The sequence below is a fragment of the Akkermansiaceae bacterium genome (assembly GCA_019634595.1).
Classification (GTDB): Bacteria; Verrucomicrobiota; Verrucomicrobiia; order Verrucomicrobiales; family Akkermansiaceae; genus Luteolibacter.
In genome coordinates, this window is sequence record JAHCBC010000001.1 from 1,317,580 (window position 1) to 1,335,173 (window position 17,594).

Annotated in this window: 13 protein-coding genes and 1 tRNA gene; 3 read left to right on the forward strand and 11 right to left on the reverse strand. The window is 52.5% G+C overall.

The window, feature by feature from the left end; translation table 11 throughout:
- Positions 1-108 precede the first annotated feature (108 nt).
- Positions 109-1,797, forward strand: a complete 1,689-nt coding sequence (locus KF712_05605; protein MBX3740446.1) for a hypothetical protein — start codon at positions 109-111, stop codon at positions 1,795-1,797.
- A gap of 79 nt (positions 1,798-1,876) precedes the next feature.
- A tRNA-Ser gene (locus tag KF712_05610) sits at positions 1,877-1,966 on the forward strand.
- Between the two features lie 209 nt (positions 1,967-2,175).
- Here the strand turns inward: KF712_05610 and KF712_05615 are convergent.
- The 9 genes from KF712_05615 to KF712_05655 all read right to left on the reverse strand — a co-directional run bounded on the left by KF712_05615 (position 2,176) and on the right by KF712_05655 (position 15,043).
- Complete coding sequence (locus tag KF712_05615; GenBank protein MBX3740447.1) at positions 2,176-3,174, reverse strand: hypothetical protein; 999 nt, start codon at positions 3,172-3,174, stop codon at positions 2,176-2,178.
- Positions 3,175-3,797: 623 nt separating this feature from the next.
- Positions 3,798-7,043 carry a hypothetical protein gene (locus tag KF712_05620; protein ID MBX3740448.1) on the reverse strand — a complete coding sequence of 1,082 codons (3,246 nt, stop codon included), beginning with the start codon at positions 7,041-7,043 and terminating at the stop codon, positions 3,798-3,800.
- A gap of 478 nt (positions 7,044-7,521) precedes the next feature.
- On the reverse strand, positions 7,522-8,127 hold the full coding sequence (locus KF712_05625; GenBank protein MBX3740449.1) for an IS5 family transposase: 606 nt from the start codon (positions 8,125-8,127) through the stop codon (positions 7,522-7,524).
- Between the two features lie 397 nt (positions 8,128-8,524).
- A complete protein-coding gene (locus KF712_05630; GenBank protein ID MBX3740450.1) occupies positions 8,525-9,520 on the reverse strand; it encodes a hypothetical protein in 996 nt (331 codons plus the stop codon).
- Positions 9,513-11,504, reverse strand: a complete 1,992-nt coding sequence (locus KF712_05635; protein MBX3740451.1) for a B12-binding domain-containing radical SAM protein — start codon at positions 11,502-11,504, stop codon at positions 9,513-9,515. Before KF712_05635 ends, KF712_05630 begins: the two co-directional genes overlap by 8 nt.
- Entirely contained in the window at positions 11,504-12,322 is an 819-nt protein-coding gene (locus tag KF712_05640) for a hypothetical protein (protein MBX3740452.1), read from the reverse strand. The genes KF712_05635 and KF712_05640 overlap by 1 nt, the downstream gene beginning before the upstream one ends.
- The gene (locus KF712_05645) at positions 12,319-13,167 is read right to left on the reverse strand and encodes a DUF692 family protein (protein MBX3740453.1); all 849 of its coding nucleotides are present in this window, start codon (positions 13,165-13,167) and stop codon (positions 12,319-12,321) included. The genes KF712_05640 and KF712_05645 overlap by 4 nt, the downstream gene beginning before the upstream one ends.
- 132 nt (positions 13,168-13,299) lie before the next feature.
- Positions 13,300-13,521 (reverse strand): hypothetical protein, encoded by a 222-nt coding sequence (locus tag KF712_05650; GenBank protein MBX3740454.1) that lies wholly within the window; start codon positions 13,519-13,521, stop codon positions 13,300-13,302.
- A 112-nt stretch (positions 13,522-13,633) separates the two neighbouring features.
- Positions 13,634-15,043, reverse strand: a complete 1,410-nt coding sequence (locus tag KF712_05655) for a cytochrome P450 (GenBank protein MBX3740455.1) — start codon at positions 15,041-15,043, stop codon at positions 13,634-13,636.
- Between the two features lie 595 nt (positions 15,044-15,638).
- Here KF712_05655 and KF712_05660 point away from each other — a divergent pair.
- Entirely contained in the window at positions 15,639-15,881 is a 243-nt protein-coding gene (locus KF712_05660; GenBank protein ID MBX3740456.1) for a transposase, read from the forward strand.
- Positions 15,882-15,895: 14 nt separating this feature from the next.
- Here the strand turns inward: KF712_05660 and KF712_05665 are convergent, their stop codons facing one another.
- Entirely contained in the window at positions 15,896-16,096 is a 201-nt protein-coding gene (locus KF712_05665; protein ID MBX3740457.1) for a hypothetical protein, read from the reverse strand.
- 2 nt (positions 16,097-16,098) lie between these two features.
- Complete coding sequence (locus tag KF712_05670) at positions 16,099-17,328, reverse strand: radical SAM protein (GenBank protein ID MBX3740458.1); 1,230 nt, start codon at positions 17,326-17,328, stop codon at positions 16,099-16,101.
- Between the last annotated feature and the right edge of the window lie 266 nt (positions 17,329-17,594).

Genomic DNA, 17,594 nt, shown 5'->3' on the forward strand with positions numbered 1-17,594 from the left:
CAACCCCGAAACGGTGGCTGGATTTGATGCAAAGCGGAGTTTGTCATTTCAAAACGAGCCGTTAAGCTTGTTGCTGTGACCGATCCCGCGCCCGATCCACTCCAAGGTTTGCTCTCCAATTTCGCCCTCGGCCCGTCATGGGCGCGCGACGCTGGAAAGCCTGCCCGCGCACCGAAATCCGACGATTCCAAGGACGACCGTCCGCCACGGCGAGAAGACCGCCGCGATGACCGTCAGCAAGGATTCCGCGACCGTGACCAGCGCGGCGACGGACGGCGGAATTTCCGTGACGACCGTGGTGGCGGCGGCGGAGGTGGCAGACGTCCCTATCAGGACCGCCGCGGTGGTCCTCCGCAGCGCGAGGACATCGCCCCCGCGCCGGGCGTCCGCGTCACCCTCATGCCGGACGCGCAAGCCGTCCATCTCATCGGAAAGGAAGTCCATCAGGTCGCACGCGTCTATCCGCTGTTCGATGTCGCGCAGATCCTCCTGGCCGAACGTACACGTCTCAAAGCTCTCTTCGAAGTCGAGGAATCAAAGCCCGCCTTTTTCGCAGGCAAGCTGGATGAATCCCTTTTCCTCAGCCGTGAGGAAGCGACGCGCCATCTCTGGCAGTCCGATCTCCGCTCCGAACTGCTGGAAGAGGAAACCATCGAGGTGGATCCTCCCTCCGGCAACTTCCAGTCCGTCGCCCGTTGCGGACTGAGCGGCGAATGGCTCGGCCCGCCGAACTTCCACTCCTACCAGACGAACCTCCGCCGCCTGCACCGCGAGCGTTTTTCCAACATGCCCTTCGAGGCCTACTCCGCGAAGGTCCGCACCGAGCGCGGCGAGGAAGCGGTCACCGCATGGCTGGAAACCACCAAGCAAAAAACCCGCTGGCGGCTGAAGGACGCCGGTGAGGACACCCCGTGGATCGAGGACCGCGGCGATGCCGAGCGCTCCCTTTCCATGAACGCCTTCGACAAGGCGTTCCGCGAAACCCGCAAGGCGGAAGTCTCCGCCGCCATCCCCGGCAAGAACCTCTCGCCCGCCCTGCTGGCCTCGCTCCGCATCGCCGGAAGCCACGCACGCAAGCACCCCGCCATCCTCATCCCCGCCGTCTGCCGCGCACTGGAGTCTGAGCACCTGCCCGTGTTCAAACGGCAGGGCAAACTCCACACCGGCCCCGCACGTCCGCACGCCCTCGCCGCGGATGCCGTCCTCGCGGAGCGTCCCGGAAAAATGGTCGCCTGGATCCGTGAGAACAAGCCCGCCAAGCTCGCCGGCCTTTGGCAGTCCGTCCTTCCCGAAGGCAGCACCGCCCCACCCGCCGAATACGCAGCCGACCTCTTCTGGCTCCTCCAGCAAGGCCACATCCTCCTCTACACCGACGACACCCTCGTCGTGCAGGAAGTCCGCGAGCCCACCCCGGCCAAGGAACCGAAGAAGAAAAAGGCAAAAGGCCCCAAACCTCCGAAAGCGGAAGGAGAAGCCGGAGCCACCGAAGCCACCGGAGAGCCAACATCCCCTGATGAGGAAGCCCCCCCTGAAGCCGCAGAACTCCTTCAGGAACCTGTCGCCCTGGAAACACCGGAAGTCACCGATGCGGAACAGGCCGCCCTCGATTCCACCGGACCGGAAATCTCAGCCGGAGAATCCAGCGGGGAAGAAAATGAGGAAGGCAAGCTCCCCGACTCCGACTTCGCCGAGCCTTCCGAAGCACCCCAAAAGCCCGAACCCGAAGGTGACGACAGCCAGAAGCTTCCCGACTCCGACTTCGCCGAACCATCGGAGGAACCGCAGAAGCCTGAATAAGCGGAAGGATTCCCAACTTTTGAAAGCAGGGGTTGACGCAACCTCCACGCTATGGTTCAAACCCCTCGACCCGGTATCAGGAACGATGGCTGAGTGGTCGAAAGCACTCCCTTGCTAAGGGAACGTACGGGTAACCGTACCGAGGGTTCGAATCCCTCTCGTTCCGCCACTTTTCTAGCATCGAACCTTCCGGTGCTCTTCTCTCACTGAGATTCCCCACGGTTCCGGGCCATTTCCGCCATCTTCGGCTCTCTCTGTTTGCCGGCGAACTCAGATTTTCGGCCTAAATGCCCAATCGTCACCCGCGTTCTCTCAAACCGATTCAGGTGCCATGTGCAGTTCGTCGAGATTTGGAATCTTGAGAGGTGCTGAGATTTCTCAGGCAACCGCATCGCGGTCAAATCGCTCAAACCCGAGGATTTCTCTCTGCTTTTCCCAAGCCATCTCTCTCATTTCAAGCACATCCTGAAGCCGCATCATCGTCGGCTGCTCTCCCTGCATGATCGCTCTTTTGATGCCCGGAGCCAAATACGCGAAGTTCAGCAGCCTCCGCACATACTCCGGCTTCAATCCGTAAGGCTTCACTACCTCCGTCAATCCGGCGTCTGGATTCTCCATCAATTTCATCCGCCAAAACTCCCCTTGAGCAAGAGCCTGGATCAAGCTCGCTTTCGGCTCCGTCCTCGCCACTGAAACCACCTCCCCGGTTTCCCCGTCGAAAATGCGAGTATGGCCGCGACTCCTTTCCAGACTCACTTTGGAAGAGAGAATCGCGCATCCATCCCTCATCGCCATCTCAACGGTCAAAGCCGTTGAGACTTCACCGCCCCCGGACAGCGGACTTTGAAGCAGCCTCAGCAGTCCCTCAGGGAAGACATGCACCTGGATCGAATCCTTGGACACCACCACCTTCGGAGCCAACAATTCAGTAACGCGCCCGAGATCGTGAGCAGACGAAACTTTACCGATCGATTCGGCACCGATCTTCAGTCGCGCCTGAACCTGATCCTCACTCCACTGCTCCTCGACAACCAGCCTGTTCAATAGCGGAAGCCCACCCACCAGAATCTGTTTCACCGATTCTTCCAGCAGTTCCGCATTCAACGTCCGGATCGCCAGTCCTTCATATCCACGTCGGATCGCCTGCTGCGAAACATAATATCGATACCGCAGTCTCTCCTTCGTCCCGTTCGCTCGTTTGCAGCTCTTGTTGGTGTAGGTAGGGGTCAACGCAAATCCTTCGATGCATTGGACGAAGCCCTTTAGTGGATGAATCAGCTTAGTCCTCTTGATCAGCTGCTCGTTGAGATGCCCCGTCTCACCATTCACCCCCGGCTGGTTCTCTTTGAGCTTCTTCTGCGCCTGCTCCCACAACACCTCGGTAACGATCGCCTCGTGCTCCCCGGGATAAAGTTCCCCTCAGTGAATTCCCTAAGGAGCATTGGACGCGCATCAAGGCGCTAGCCAAGCGCCTTGCTCTCGGGTGGAACAGTAATGAATATGACAACCTGCGCCCCGTCGCTGATCTCGTTGCCCGACTCCAAGAAAGCATCTCTCGTTGGCTCGATCAGCCCGCCGGATGGAACCGCCCACCAGCCGATGATAAGGAACGCACTTCGGCGCTCGACCCTATCCGCAACGCGGTCTTTCAAGCGCTGCACGATCTCTCGGAACAAAGAGTAGCCGAACTACGCAGAACCAACTGGACAACGGCTTACGAATATTCCGGCGGCGGTTCAAGTTACAAAAGAGCGGATGAAATCCTGAGCATCTACGACGAAGCCGCTCCGCAAATCAGTTCCGCCATGAGTACTCCCGCACGCGATTTTCTCAAGGCTCTTCACAAGGTTGTCCGCGAAGCCGTGGTAGGGAAGGATGGCCGCTTCCAGCTAGGTGAGGAAATATCGCGGAAACTTTGAATGGCATCCATCGATCTTCGAGATTGCTACGAATTAATACTAGCTGCATTGGCGCAATTTTTCTAACCAGCTGTCGTTCCTTTATCTTGTCGACACAATCGGATTTCCTTCCACCATCCCGATTCTCAATCCCAACCGACCGGCAAGTGGCTCGATCGCTTGTAGCGTGGAAGACCGAAGCCAACGATCGGCAATTGACGGGTAGAGAACAATCAAGCTGTCCAGAGCCTCCCGATTGCCTCCCCTAGCAATAGCAATGATGGCCGAAGAAGCAGAATTGGCCGCCCCTTTCAAAACGACTTTTTCTAGATTGGCAATTGGAAGACGACGTCCACGCGCTATCAGAAGTTCGATTGCTTGCCCTAGGTCCATACTACAAGGATCATTTTCTGAAACCTGCAAGGGGTCTGACACGATCTCACTCAATAGATCTTCAAGTTCCTCATCCAACCCAGGCATACCCAATTTTATCAAATCCCGTACGAGGCAAAGTCGTTGGAGGGACGAATAGTCTGACTCGCCGAGCCAATCCTGGAGGAGTGAGAAAGGAGCGGTCCTCCCGGGGTGGCGAGGAATGGACTGCACTGCGCCCGAACTAAGACCACACATATCCAACTTCGCTGTAAGTCCGGTTACAAAAGAATTCACCAATTCACAGCGACTCTCGGGAGACCACTGTTCGCGGGAAATGCGCGCAACTGCTTCCTCTACCGGCTCGCGCTCCACCAGATGTCCAAGCAATGAGAGCGTTCCTTTGATGATAGGTAAATTCTTTTGAGTGAAGCCGTCAAAGAGTTCATGCAATACCTCTCGATTTCCTCCGTTCAATTGATAGAGCAGCGCGCGCTCACGAATGCCAGGAGGAAGTTCCGATTGAGCCAGGATTTCCGACAATCTTATGGAGCGGATTGGCGGATCCCATCTCATGACCAGGTATTCAAAAAAACTATGAATACGGTTTTCACTAATACCTTGTGTCTTTAAAATATCCACAACGGTCACAATATCCGTCTTCGGATCTGACATCGCTTGCGCAGCAAATGATAACCCGTAATAGGCGTGGCTTTTGAGAGCTAATTGAATGAGCGGCTTTGCGCGACGATCAAGTGCCCCGTCAAGTCGACCGAATGCCGCCAACCTTACGTAAACTGGCAGATTCTTGTCGAGAGCTACTGCGAGACAGGCAGACCGAGACAAAGTCCCAGGAGCCATGTGATAAATCAGAGAAGCAATTGTATTGGATTCCTCCAATCGCAGATTCCCTCGGCGGGCTCGCTTTACAAAGAAATCCAGAGCTTCTTGCCCGAGGCGGTCGATCTCGCCTTGGAACTCTCCAAGGCTCCACAAGTATTCTGCTCTCTCGTCGAGAAATTTTCTAAGTATTTCCATCGAAAAGGCGCGATCCCGAAGTCCGGCCAGAATTCGGTCGGAGCCACAGTGAATCAAGGAAATGTCCCCAAGTTTCTTTCTAACTGAATCGGGCAAAGAATCGACGAAACCATCTGCAAGAATACCACCAACTGACTCGGCAATGTGTCTTGATTTGGAATCCCATACGCTGGCTAACCGATCTGCAATTTCTAAACGATCCGCTTCCGAAACTTTCATTCCATTCGCAACGGACCGACCAAGAAGACGCAGTTCCGTATAGAAAACATCGCCTTCCCCATCCAGCAGGAGTCTCACAATCTGGGCTGGTTCCGGATGTCGCTCCAAAGTGAATTGCAAAGCTTGGGCCCATGGCCGCCGGAAGATCATCGCCAAGCGCTGAGGGATTTCCCGGATACGATGTTCAAGTAAGTGTCTAGCGGCTAAGTACTCCTGAACAATAGGAAAGGGAAAAACGAATCGCGTGATGGAGGTTCGGCGCAACACGCCTCTCTTTACCAGTGCTTCCCTGATGCAATCACAGGCGACCTGGGAATCTATCTTCCGTATACATTGATCAAGCAATTCTCCATGGACGCCGATTTCGTCACGCTCAAGAGCCTCGAATGCGGCTAGCTCCGCTATCGATCGGATCATCGATGAATCAAGGCCGTCTTTCTCGGTTACTTTGAATCGTCCTGGCCGAAATAGGATCTCCAGATAGTCTTCAAGGAGCTCCGCTCTGTTGCTCGGAAAGCGCCCGCTTTCGCGTGATGTCACTAGTAGTAGAGCGAGGAAAAGGGGTATACGTATCAGCCGAGCAATATCCGGATGTGATTGGATGCCATCAAGAATACTTCGACCTGCTTCATCCTCTCGCGGACAATACGCAGTGACAAAGGCACCAATCTGATCATGATCCAGCATGGCAATCTCAACAAGCTGGGCTCCGTTTGGTGCGGCGAGTGCAGCTGCATCTCGAACGGTCAAGAGCCAACGGACGATTGGGTAGCGGAATGAAAAGACCTTCAGCCTCTCGACGACGATCAGGCGGCGCTCACTGGAAACTTCATCGAGTCCGTCCAGAAAAAGGACTACTGAGCCAACATCGGCTGCGCTGCGCCAGTCAATCGAAACGTCGAATTTTCGATTAACGCGTTCCTGCAGGAAATCAACAATACTCAGATCGGAATCAGCTAGATCGGATACAGCAACGACTGCAGGAAGTAAGCCCGACAGAGCCACTCGTTGCGCGATCGCTTGGATAATGGTACTTTTGCCAAAACCTGGTCCCGCAACTAAGATCGCATAGGGAAGATCATCATTGGGGAAATTTCTCAGGTCGATATCGGAGTTAGACATCCAAAAAGACCAACTGGGAAGATCATCATCGAAATCTGATGGGCGATTGCGGTCATAACGTTGGCAAGATGGCCATATGAAAGCTTCCTCCGCAGGCAATGATACACTGGTTCCGGGTACTTCTATTACGGCGTTACTCGCAACTATGTGTCTATACCGTGAGGCTCCCCATGATGGTGGATCGTTGACGGTAACCTTCCAGTAAGACCGAAGTCGATCGCAAAGAGAAACAGGATTGAACTCGGCCCGGATTCCTGCCCCTTCGCCTACAATACCAACCAGGATTTCGAAAAGCTGCTCAGTAGGAACTGAGGCTGCGGGTATCCAATTTGGTGCCGCATCGCGTTCGATACCATCAGCGACAATAATGGTGAAGTCGATTCTTTTAAGCAATTGCCAAACGGCGTGGCGGTCGCGATTTATGACCCTTGAGATCGATTCGATCAGTTTAAGCTGCGTGGATGTCAGTCGGACCTCCCACTCATCAGACCCCGAGCTTCCAGACCGTTCCCCGCAAGCTCTTAAATCGCGAGCTAGCAAAGTAGCTTCGCCAAGAACGAGCTCAATTCGGTCTCCGGCATCAGACAGTTCAGCCATCTGTGCTTGGAACGAGTTCCAGAGATTCGACCAGGGCTTCCCACGAGAATCAAGCGACCTTTTGGCTTGGATGTATCGTTTAGATCCGTCTGCGAATGTTACCACGGTGTCGTCGACATGCGTAAGACCTTCGGTTCTTACCATCATCGGTCGATCTGCCTGTCGGTGCCTACGAGGATCAATCATTCGGCCCAGGTAGAGAGCTGTAATCGAGTTCTGGTATCTGATTCCGGCTTGATTCGCGGGCCCTCCACTCTCTTTCATAAGTGTAGATTACCGCGTATTGATTATGCACCAATCTCAATTTTGCTGGCCTATTTTGATCGGGCCTTCCGACAAGTGCCTTCTATGGAGCTTTCGGCCAGCTCCAGTCAATGTTTTCAATGTCCAATATTTGAAGTAAGAACGAGATCTAGGCCGTGTTTTGAAACTCAAAGCGAATGGATCCAGTCGAGTGTTGCAGCCAACAGGATAAAATTCATGAACACCATTGCCAGCTTGTCGTAACGCGTCGCGATCCGCCGCATGCGCTTGATCCGCTGCAAGAAATTCTCCACCTCGTGCCGGTTCCGATACCAACCTTTGTGGAAGTCGACTTCGCCGTGTTGCCTCTCCGCAGCAGGATGCAGCTCCGGCTTCCCGAGCGCTCCACAGCCTCCCGCATGGCACGCCTGTCGTAGGCTTTGTCCGCCACCACCCGGCATCCTTCCAGTCCGTTCACCAACCCCTGGCCGATCTTCGCGTCGCTGACCTGTCCCGCCGTCAAGGCCGCCCGGACCAACCGGCCCTTCCCGTCCACGACGGCATGAAGTTTCGTGTTCGCCCGGCCCTTGGTGAATCCGATGAGCTGGGCCTGTTTGCCGCCCTTTCCGCCGCAAGCGTCCTGATGGACCTTCAAATGGCTGGCATCGACAAACCTCAGCCTGCCGGTCTGATGTCGGGCCAACGAGCGGACCGCGGAAGCCCAGACACCGTTCTCGCACCACAACCGCCATCTGCCGTAAACCGTTTGCTTTGGACCGAACTGCGGCGGAGCGGCCCGCCAGGGGCAACCGGTCCTGAGGATGTAAATCATGGCCGTCATCAACATGCGGTGGTCGGAAGGAGGCCGGCCACCAAACCCCGGAATGTTCACTCTGAGCGAGACCCGGGACTATGTTAATTTTTTTAGTGCCATCCACAGCGCGTCGGAAATCTGGAAGTAGGAACACGGTCGTTTCATCGACCCGGACTCTAACAGCAACCGGTTCGCAGCCAATCATTTCCAGTTCTCAAACACGGCCTAGCGAAGCGGAACATCTTGCATTCAGCATTATGCCCATTGGAACAAGCATGCATCATATCAGAACGCATCGCAAAAAGAACCTCTTAAAGCAGGATTCACTTCATCGGGCACGAAACAAATCGTGTAATGGAATCCATAATGGCAAGTCATAGAATAATTCTCGGAGTCACCATCGCAAAGCCATAAAAAGAATAAGTTAACCAAGTAATAAAACGTGAATAAATTGACTGGAACGCCGATCCTCGGCCGCGTGAATCAGTCGGCAACCGGCCTTTTCATAAACCTCGTTCCAGCCATCCAGATTTGCTGGGGGGATGCCTTGTCCTGAGATTAGCTGCGCGTAGTCGTGGAGCAGAGTTTCTCTTATACCCGTCGCTATATCTACACCGAGTCGACCATAGTAATCTGAAACCAACAACAACTTTCCCGGCAACTTCTTGCGGAGTTGCCGCATCCAGTGGATGGCCTCTTGTTTTCCGCCTCCGAACATCTCGTTCATAACATGGCAGGCACTGATAGCTTTTACCTTTGCAAGCATATTTGGAGTAAAAGACTCAAAGAGACGCTTCGAATCGCAACAGATTAATTTAATTCTCTTTCCAAGATTTTTATCACGAATCCGCGCACGTGCTAATTTGCACATCCAAGGGTTGGGTTCTAAACCCCATCCAGTAAACTTAGCGTCAGCCGCCGCCAAGTGCAGCAATAATGAAGCAGGGCCGCACCCAATATCAATGAGAGCATCAATTTCGAGTTTCTTGATGAATTCCGGAACACTCCCGAGTGCTTCGGTGCTAGCAGCCCCAAAGGCACGTGCATGACGGACATCGTCCACCAAGCTCGACGCAAGCGACGGCCGGCGCAGAATTTTCTGGACCTCCGAGGCATTTTCCCGATAGGCGCCAGCATAGAGACCAAGCATAAACTCGGCGTGGGCATCATAATTTTTCGCTGTACCGTAGAAATCACCCTGCCGGATCAATAGATCTGTCCGCGCATGCAAAAAATTGAGCAATCCCCTCAACATCCCGCAATTCAATTTGAATTTGGCAGCAAGCTCCTCCGCGGTAGATGGGACTACTGCCAGTTGCACCAACACCCCAAGGTCATGTAAAGCTGCGGCGGCATGACCAAGGTGCATCCCTTCCACCAGATCTAGCGCAGAAAATTTTCTAGGTTTCGATCTACTCATGGATAGCAATCGTCGACTTTGTATCAACAGCCCCGGAAAAGCTCACCGGGACTATAATTCTTCGCGAGGCTAAGTCAGCGAAAAAGTCCATGTCAAGGCTGCTCAGTCCGGCTGATCGAAGGATCATACCCATAACATCGTTACAAGATCTTGGTTGTTCAAACAGCTCAATAATTGCAGCTATACCTTCGTTGATCTGGAACATCTGAGAGCTACCGGAAGCGATCTCTAATAAATAGACACCACAATTCGCGATGTAGGAATTATCAAGGAGCGCTTCACTACCTACTCGTCTGATTTGATCGACTACTTCGTTGCAGTCGTGTAGATCGTAGAGCACATGGATGGCCGCGCTAGCTTGGTAGAGCCTATCTGGATCAAACGGAGTTCCGGCTTGAAGCGGTTCTCGAACAGGTTCCATGATTGCGTCGCCAGATCTTAACGCGTAGCGGAAAATCGAAGTCAGGTGATGCGCCACGCCAAACCGCCAGCGCACAAACTCCTCAATCATGCCCGCTTCCGGCTGGGATAATTTTCCGTTTGACTCGCAAAATTCTCGTAGATCGCCAACTAAATTGCTTAGGCGCCCCTCGTACGCACGCAACATGTATTTAAGGACGACCGGTCCAGCGCGTCGCAGCAGCTCAACAGCCTCGACCGCGAAGATGATCCGGTCTCGCGGCATTGTCGCAGGGAAGTAATAATAGGTCTGAAAAATCTCCGGGTTTTCGACAACGAGATCCTCGTCATGCTCAGCGACCAACATAGCGTTGTAACGACCTGCGTAGCCATCGTATTTGACCGTTTCGCCCAGCTTGTCAAAGAGAGGTGTACCGGGCTCTGGCGCGAGCATGTGGAGTTGCGGCAGGCAAGTCGGACTGAAGAACTTCCCCAACATATCCAAAGTGTCATTCTGGTCCTCAGGGAGTTCTTCTGGAAAGCCGGTTATAAATGACGCAGTGATGTCGATGCCCAGGCGATCTGCGTGCTGTAATGTGGGTTCCACCAAGTCGAGATTGAGGCGTTTCTGGCAGACCTGCTGCATCCTGACTGATCCTGTCTCGATACCGAAATAAAGACTTACGCATCCAGACTCAGCCATTCTTGTAAGAAGCTCCTTATCTACGCAGTCGATCCTAGCAGAGGCCCGCCAGCGATACCCCCGCCCGTTGACAGCCTCGCAAAATTCCATCACCTTGCGCCTGTTCACTGTAAATAAATCGTGATCTAGCTTGAAATCCGAATACCCGTAGCGTTCGTGCAGGATATCAAGCTCCTGCACCAACCGATCCGCCGATTTTAGTCGGAAGCTACGCTGAAAGAAGCTTGCCGTGGAGCAGAAAGTACAGTGGAATGGACATCCTCGCCCTGCCTCAATGCGAAGCAAATCAAGGCCGAGATCCTTAACTGGGTAATGATCATACGAGGCAATCGGCAAGCTGTCCAGATCCTGCACGATTGGCTTGCCATCGGTAAATCGCAATTCGGGCGACTTTTCGAGAGGGCGCCAACTGATTCCGGGAATCTTCTCGAACGCACGGGTTTCCAGATTGTCCAAAACGCGCGCGAAAATCTCGTCGGCCTCGTGGCGGACGACAATATCAAATTGGGGAAATTTCCCCAAAATCTGCTTGTGTAACATTGTCGCGTGCGGCCCCCCAAGCAAGATCGGTAGTTCCGGCTGGTGAAACTTAACTATTTGGGCCACGTTCAATGCGAAGAGGAAACTACATCCCAGCGTGGTGAAGCCGAGCGCGTCCGGCCCGTAGGCCAGAACCTCTGCTGCAGCCCGCTGGTAGAGCGTTGAGTCATACTCCCACTCGCGCCAGCGAATGGCACGTTTAGGATCAATAATCTTGATTGAATGCCCTTGGGATTCAGCGGCGGCCGCGAGTGCAAGTAAGCCCAAATGCGGGTGGATGTCCATAGTGGCCAGCGAGCCCTCCTCCGGCATTACTAGATTGTCCATGAGCAGAATTTTCATCAGCTCACCACCTCGGGGTTAGGTTTTAGAATGAGTATTCCGAGCTCACACAGCTGCCCGATCGATTTGAAAAAATTGTCACCTAGTTCGCTGCCGCAGCCGAGCTTCTTGCCCAAATCTGCGAGCGAGCACTCGCCGTCGACGAACGAGAGGAGGTAATATCCGAACTCGTCGAGTTCTACTATCTTGATAGACTTAGCCTTATCCGGACGCCAGTAGCAGAATTGCCGCACCGCTGCTTTCAGCGCGATGAAACTCGGACGGGCGGATTTAACTACCTCCACGATCTCCTGTGGATTGTAACGAAACTGGCACAAAATGATATTGCCAAAAACGGATGGCACCGCCGAAACACTAAAAGTGCTTCCAGAACCTGAAAAGTGTTGAACTTCGGGATCGAATTTTCTTAAGCTGGCCAGTGCGTATTCGTGGCGAATCAGATCCCAAAGCAAACAGTGTTCGACGCTTTCAAAGTCGAGCCATCCCTCCATGTAGCCAATCAGATCCCTCTCCCGTTCAAGAGCCGTGTTCGCAAACGATCGGTGGTTCTCGGCGCACCAGGTCGCATACGAAGCGAACAACTCTATTTCGACCCCTAGGAAGCTCATAAGTCGGTAGGTTGACGGCAGGTCCGGCCTAGTTCCGTTATGTCGCACTTTGATTGTGAGTCCTGAGAACTTCCATAATGCGTCAAGATCCATCGATTCGGGATCAATCCCTTGTTTCGCCAAGAGCGTCGGATCTTCGCGCCAATGCGAGATTAGCTTGGGATTGTGAACCCCCGCGGCAAGAACCGCATGCACTAACCGCGCCGTCATCGGATAGACAGAAGTCTTCGCGACCGTTCGATGTGTGAGTGCAACACGGACTGAGGGAGTTTTTCCCAGTTATACTCCAGAGTTAGGGCTTTGGGACGCGCCCGCTTCATCACGCGCTCCAAAAGGTCGAACATCTCGTTTGGAGCCGGAGATGCATGATCATCCCAGACTATACCCGACTCGCGTTTCAATCCTGAGATGTGGATCTCAACCACTTTCTCGAGTGGTAAGCGATCGATCTCCTCTAACGGATTAACTCCGGTGTTAAATGAAGTAATCATGAAGTGACTTAAGTCCAAGAGAAGCTGAACATCACCACGAGAAGCGACCTCGCATATGAAACTGTTCATGTCCATCGTGCTGCCAGGAACATCAAAATATTGCGGCGAGTTTTCGAGGATGATCGGGACATTAAAACGCGACCGGTAAGCTGCCAGATTTTTGACCACGCGCGCTACCGTCTCTTCGCTTAGCTGTGGACAGAGTGTATATGTCAGATTGGTGGGCGTGGTATCTCGGTCCGGTTCCTCGCTAATTCCGTCGGCGGAAACAAAAGCCAAGTGCTCGCCTATCCATGGGGTCTGTATACGGGCAGCCTCGTCGCCGATAGCCATCATCGTAAGCTCTGATGGCGGGATAAATCCAGCGATCGACATGCTCGCGCAGTGAAGCACGATTGGATATGTCTTTTGGACCGAAATCAATTCCGGCGTGTGCCGCAATTGCTCGAAAGGCATCTCTACGTAATCGATTAACCCGGGGGCGGACGCGAGAAAATCGAGAACTCCAGGGCCGTATGCAAGGCCCAGCTGCCCCCCCTGCCTGGTTAGGTCAAAAATTTGCATAGGCGAACATTGTGAGAGAGCACGTCGACAGGAAGAATCACTGCAGCAACGATCTTCGATACCTGCCGCTATTGCCTAATAGGGCAATCTCTTGATTCATCGGACATCTAACTATGCAGTCCTCATTAACTATTAATCGTAAAGCCAAGAATCGCCAAGCTTCCCGTTGGAAAGGTCCACTTGTTTAACGGTGATCTTAAGTTGACCCTTTTGCAGGCATTGCTGAATGGCCGCGATCTTTTTATCGTCGAGTGCCATTTCGAGCGTCAACTCTCCAGTTGGAGACGCAGTCTTCTTCGCTTTCACCGTCTTCTTCACAGCTGCTGCTTTTTTTGCTGATTTTTTCGCTGCCATTTTGTTCCTTTTCTTTAGGTTCTAAGATGTTCAACTCCGGCGGATTTCTTCCCCACCGCATACCGACTAAAATAGATAGAATACCGTTTGAGTCAAGCCCTCATTACATACTTCAACCGAAAGAAAATAATTTTCCAACTGGACCAAGCAGTTTCCCTCCAACTTTCGAAATCAGCTCATCAGGACAGAGTCGGGAAACTGAAAATTCCAAGCCATCTTTTGGCATGAACATAATGTGCAAACGCCAGTCAATTTCCTGATCTTTAGACAAAACCAGATCGAAACGAAAGAGCAAATAGACGAGCGCTGTCGTAATCAAGTGAAGCGCAATCTGCCGACCGATACACACATGGCCGCCAGCTCCAAAGGGAAAATATTCGAAGGGTGAAGGTGATTCCACAAGCCAACGTGAGGGAGAAAATGTTTCCGGTTGCGCAAAATGAACGACGTCACGATGAGCCAGGAAAGGACACAAGACTATTTCGGTACCTACTGGCAGATCGAAACCACCTAAATTGGTTGGTACCTTTGTGATGCGTACCATGAAAGCGTTCGGTGGAAGCACACGCAACGTCTCATCAATGACCCTTCGCAGCAGTTTTAGCTTCCCTCGCTGCGTAGCAGAGAGGTATGCATATCCACCAGAATATGTCCTTATCTCATCCCTCAATTCAGCTCGCAGCTCAGGAAGCTGCGAAAGGATTAGTAGTATCCACGTCATCGAGACCGCCATCGGCTCGCTAATTGAGACGAAAAAAATGTTGCTGTGACCAACAGCCTCATCCTCACTGATTAAGTTCCCAGGGGTGACCTCTAGTGTCGCGACTTTCGCCAAAATGCCTCGGCCGGAATTGGCAGGATCAGCCCGACAATCTCGCACGAATATTCGCAGCTCCGCATCCAAACTATGTCCGAGAAGGGAGAGTTCTTCATGCAGTGTCGATTGGCCGCGGAGAGCCGATGAGGAAACTTCCCGGCGGAGCTGAAAGTAAGCTCTCAGCAAATTACTCAATTCCTCGCACCGAACGTGATGATCTCCAAACAACACACGGCAGCCGACTTTGAACATCAGTTCGCGCATTTGTTGTAACGGGTCGATTATGGAATCCCAAATTTCTGTACATTCGTCCAAAGCGGTGAGGATTAAATCTTCGTATCCCTTGACGTTGACCTCGCTCAAAACCTTATTTAAAAATCGCTTTTGCAAAGCGTGTTCATCGCCCAACATGCTGTGAAGGCTCCGGTTCAGGTTAATCAGGTTGTCGGGAAGTCCCAGCTTAAGGGCCGCGGATTGAGGTAATCCGAAGGTATCGATATCGCTGAATACGGCACGTTGAAATTCGGTTCCAAACAAAGCAATCGTGCCCGGGCACTCGGTCGCACGAGAGAAAATCGCGTTACCTTCTCTGAGGACGAAAGCATTTCCGTGCTCATCCCGAGCATGTCGCAAAAATGCAAACGGATCGAACTCGAAATTTTCGAAGTTCGATACTCGCGGAAGCCCAGTCGGCAGTGGATCCATCGCTTACTCTTTCTTAATTCCTTACTAAGCCCATAGTCGATGAGCACTTACAAAGTAGCCAGCTCGCGCGTAGGGTTGCAAGTCCGGACCGTAATGCTTCTTCATCGCCAGCTTATTGATATCCTCACCCCTCGTTTCAGCACCCGCACCGAGGTGGAGTACATGAAAAGGTGGCGCACATCGGCGAAGGCGTCCCCTGGAACGACTGACAGAAACGTTCCCAGACCCCGTGCTTTTCCCAGCGGCGGAAGCGGACGTGGACATGGTTCCAATGGCCGAGCTGGGGCGGCAGATTCCGTCAACGACTGCCGGTGCGCGAGATCCATAGAACCGCTTCGATGAAATCGCGGTCGGAAAGTGCGGTGTGCGGTCCATCGTTTGATGTCGTCGGGTGATTCACTCATGAGCAGCCTCCTTTTCCTAGGAATGGCGGAAACGAAGCTCGGAACCGAGCTTATTGCCTGTCCAGCTCTTTAGGGGACGCTCCACTTCTTCATTATGCGAAAGGATAGGATCAAACGAATGTTCGTACAAAATAAGATCATCAACAGAAACTAGAAGGATGACAGATGCTTATGAATAAAGATTAGAACAGCTGTCCCACGCGGGAGACTGTGGAGCGCTCGCCCCCCCCCCAGTTGCATGCCCGCAGCGAAGAGGAAACACGCGGAAGGTCGACTTCCACAAAGGTTGGTATCGAAGCCGGCACGAAGTGGAGAATTTCTTCCAACGGATCAAGCGCATGCGACGGATCGCGACGCGCTACGACAAGCTCGCGATGGTGTTCATGAACTTCATACTGTTGGCCGTTACCCTCGACTGGATCCAATCGCTTTAGCTTCAAAACTCGGCCTAAGGCCAATCAAAGCGATATTTATAAATATTCCCCTCCCACGCCAGAAGTTCGTCCTGCGCTCCTTTTGTCGATGACTCCGGCTTCGGAAATTCGAAGGTTACGGACTCAGGCGTCCTTCCAATCACGTCTTGCAGCGATTGCTTCAGTTCGTTGAGCTTCAGGGCTTCAATGATTGCTTGTTCTTGTTCTTTTTTCATGTCTAATTTCCCTTCTTCATTTGGTTTGTTGCGCCCAGGAGACCTAACCTACTTCGGACCTTATGAGAAATTTCCTTAGATACGATCGGTCTCTCAGGAGCTGGTTCCCGTGTGTCTACCTTTTTCGGGAGAGCAGCGTCAAATGAGGGGTGTGCCGTGCGCAGCCGGGCCTCAATATGCTCATATATTTTATATAAACTTGGGCAGTAATAGTCTCGAGTATTATGTGTTCCAAAATACTTGTAAGCTCTTTGCATACATCCGCCATGACAAACATGTTGCCACTTGCATTTCACACAGTGAGGATCAACTTGTCGGTTCTGTGACTCGACAGCCCGCGGAGATGCCAACAATGAGGCGACGGATATTTCGTTAATGTTACCGTAACGCCATTCGGGCGAACCGCTTAAAGTGGCACATGGATAAACATAGCCGTCGGGATCGGTTGAAAAATGGCTAAATGAACATATTTTTTGAGCAATGCAATCTTGTGGGGTGCCTGACAAAATTGCCCTCGTCTTAAATACGAAATCCGAGCAGTAAATATAGTCTTTTTTATCAGCATCTATCCAGCGATCAAACAACTTGATCCAAGGCTCAGCGTAGTCATCGGCCCCTAACCCCAGATCTTCATAGTTGGCGAGGGCATCTCCTGAACGCGTGAGTGGGATTACGTTGAATGGAAGTCGCTCACTCACGAGAAAATCCCAAATCTCATCAATGTGCTGAAAAGTTTCCTTGGTAATAACTACACATACCCCTATTTGTAGGCCTTCATCTTTCAGCAGTCGAATCCCTCGCATTACGGCATCAAACGATCCGCGACTTGGACTGTATTTGCGAGCTGAATCATTGACGTGCTTTGGGCCATCAATGCTCACGGAAACTCTAAATTGATTTTCCTTAAAGAATTTCGCCCATTCTGGATTCACGAGGGTCGCGTTCGTCTGAATGGAATTGCTAAAATTCAAGCCGTATGAGTGCGCGGATTGAATCTCTATCACGTCACGGTAGAAATTCATCTTCGCCAGCATCGGTTCTCCTCCATGCCAAATAAAGTCAACATGCCAAGACGGATTGTTATCTCTAGCATGATCAAGTGTTTTCCGAATCACGTTCACCAAGGTGCTGCGTTCCATAACGGGAGCCCTCGTGTCTTCGTTGTAACAGTAGGCGCACGACAAGTTGCAAAGGTGCGTGGGCTTTACGACATTCGTGAAATTTATTGCCATGGCGGTTGCGATATTACTTCATTTCCAAGCATATGAAAGATCATAAGACCTTGGTTCCGTCAATAAGTTTTCACGAAGGGACGGAATTAAGATTCCCAGAATTAGGAGGTAACCGTCTACGGTTAGATCGTGTTTGGGAGCCGGAAATGATTGGTCCCGCGCATTTTACTGCTAGGCCGTGTTTTGAAACTCAAAGCGACCGGATCCAGTCGAGGGTTGCGGCCAACAGGATGAAGTTCATGAACACCATCGCGAGCTTGTCGTAG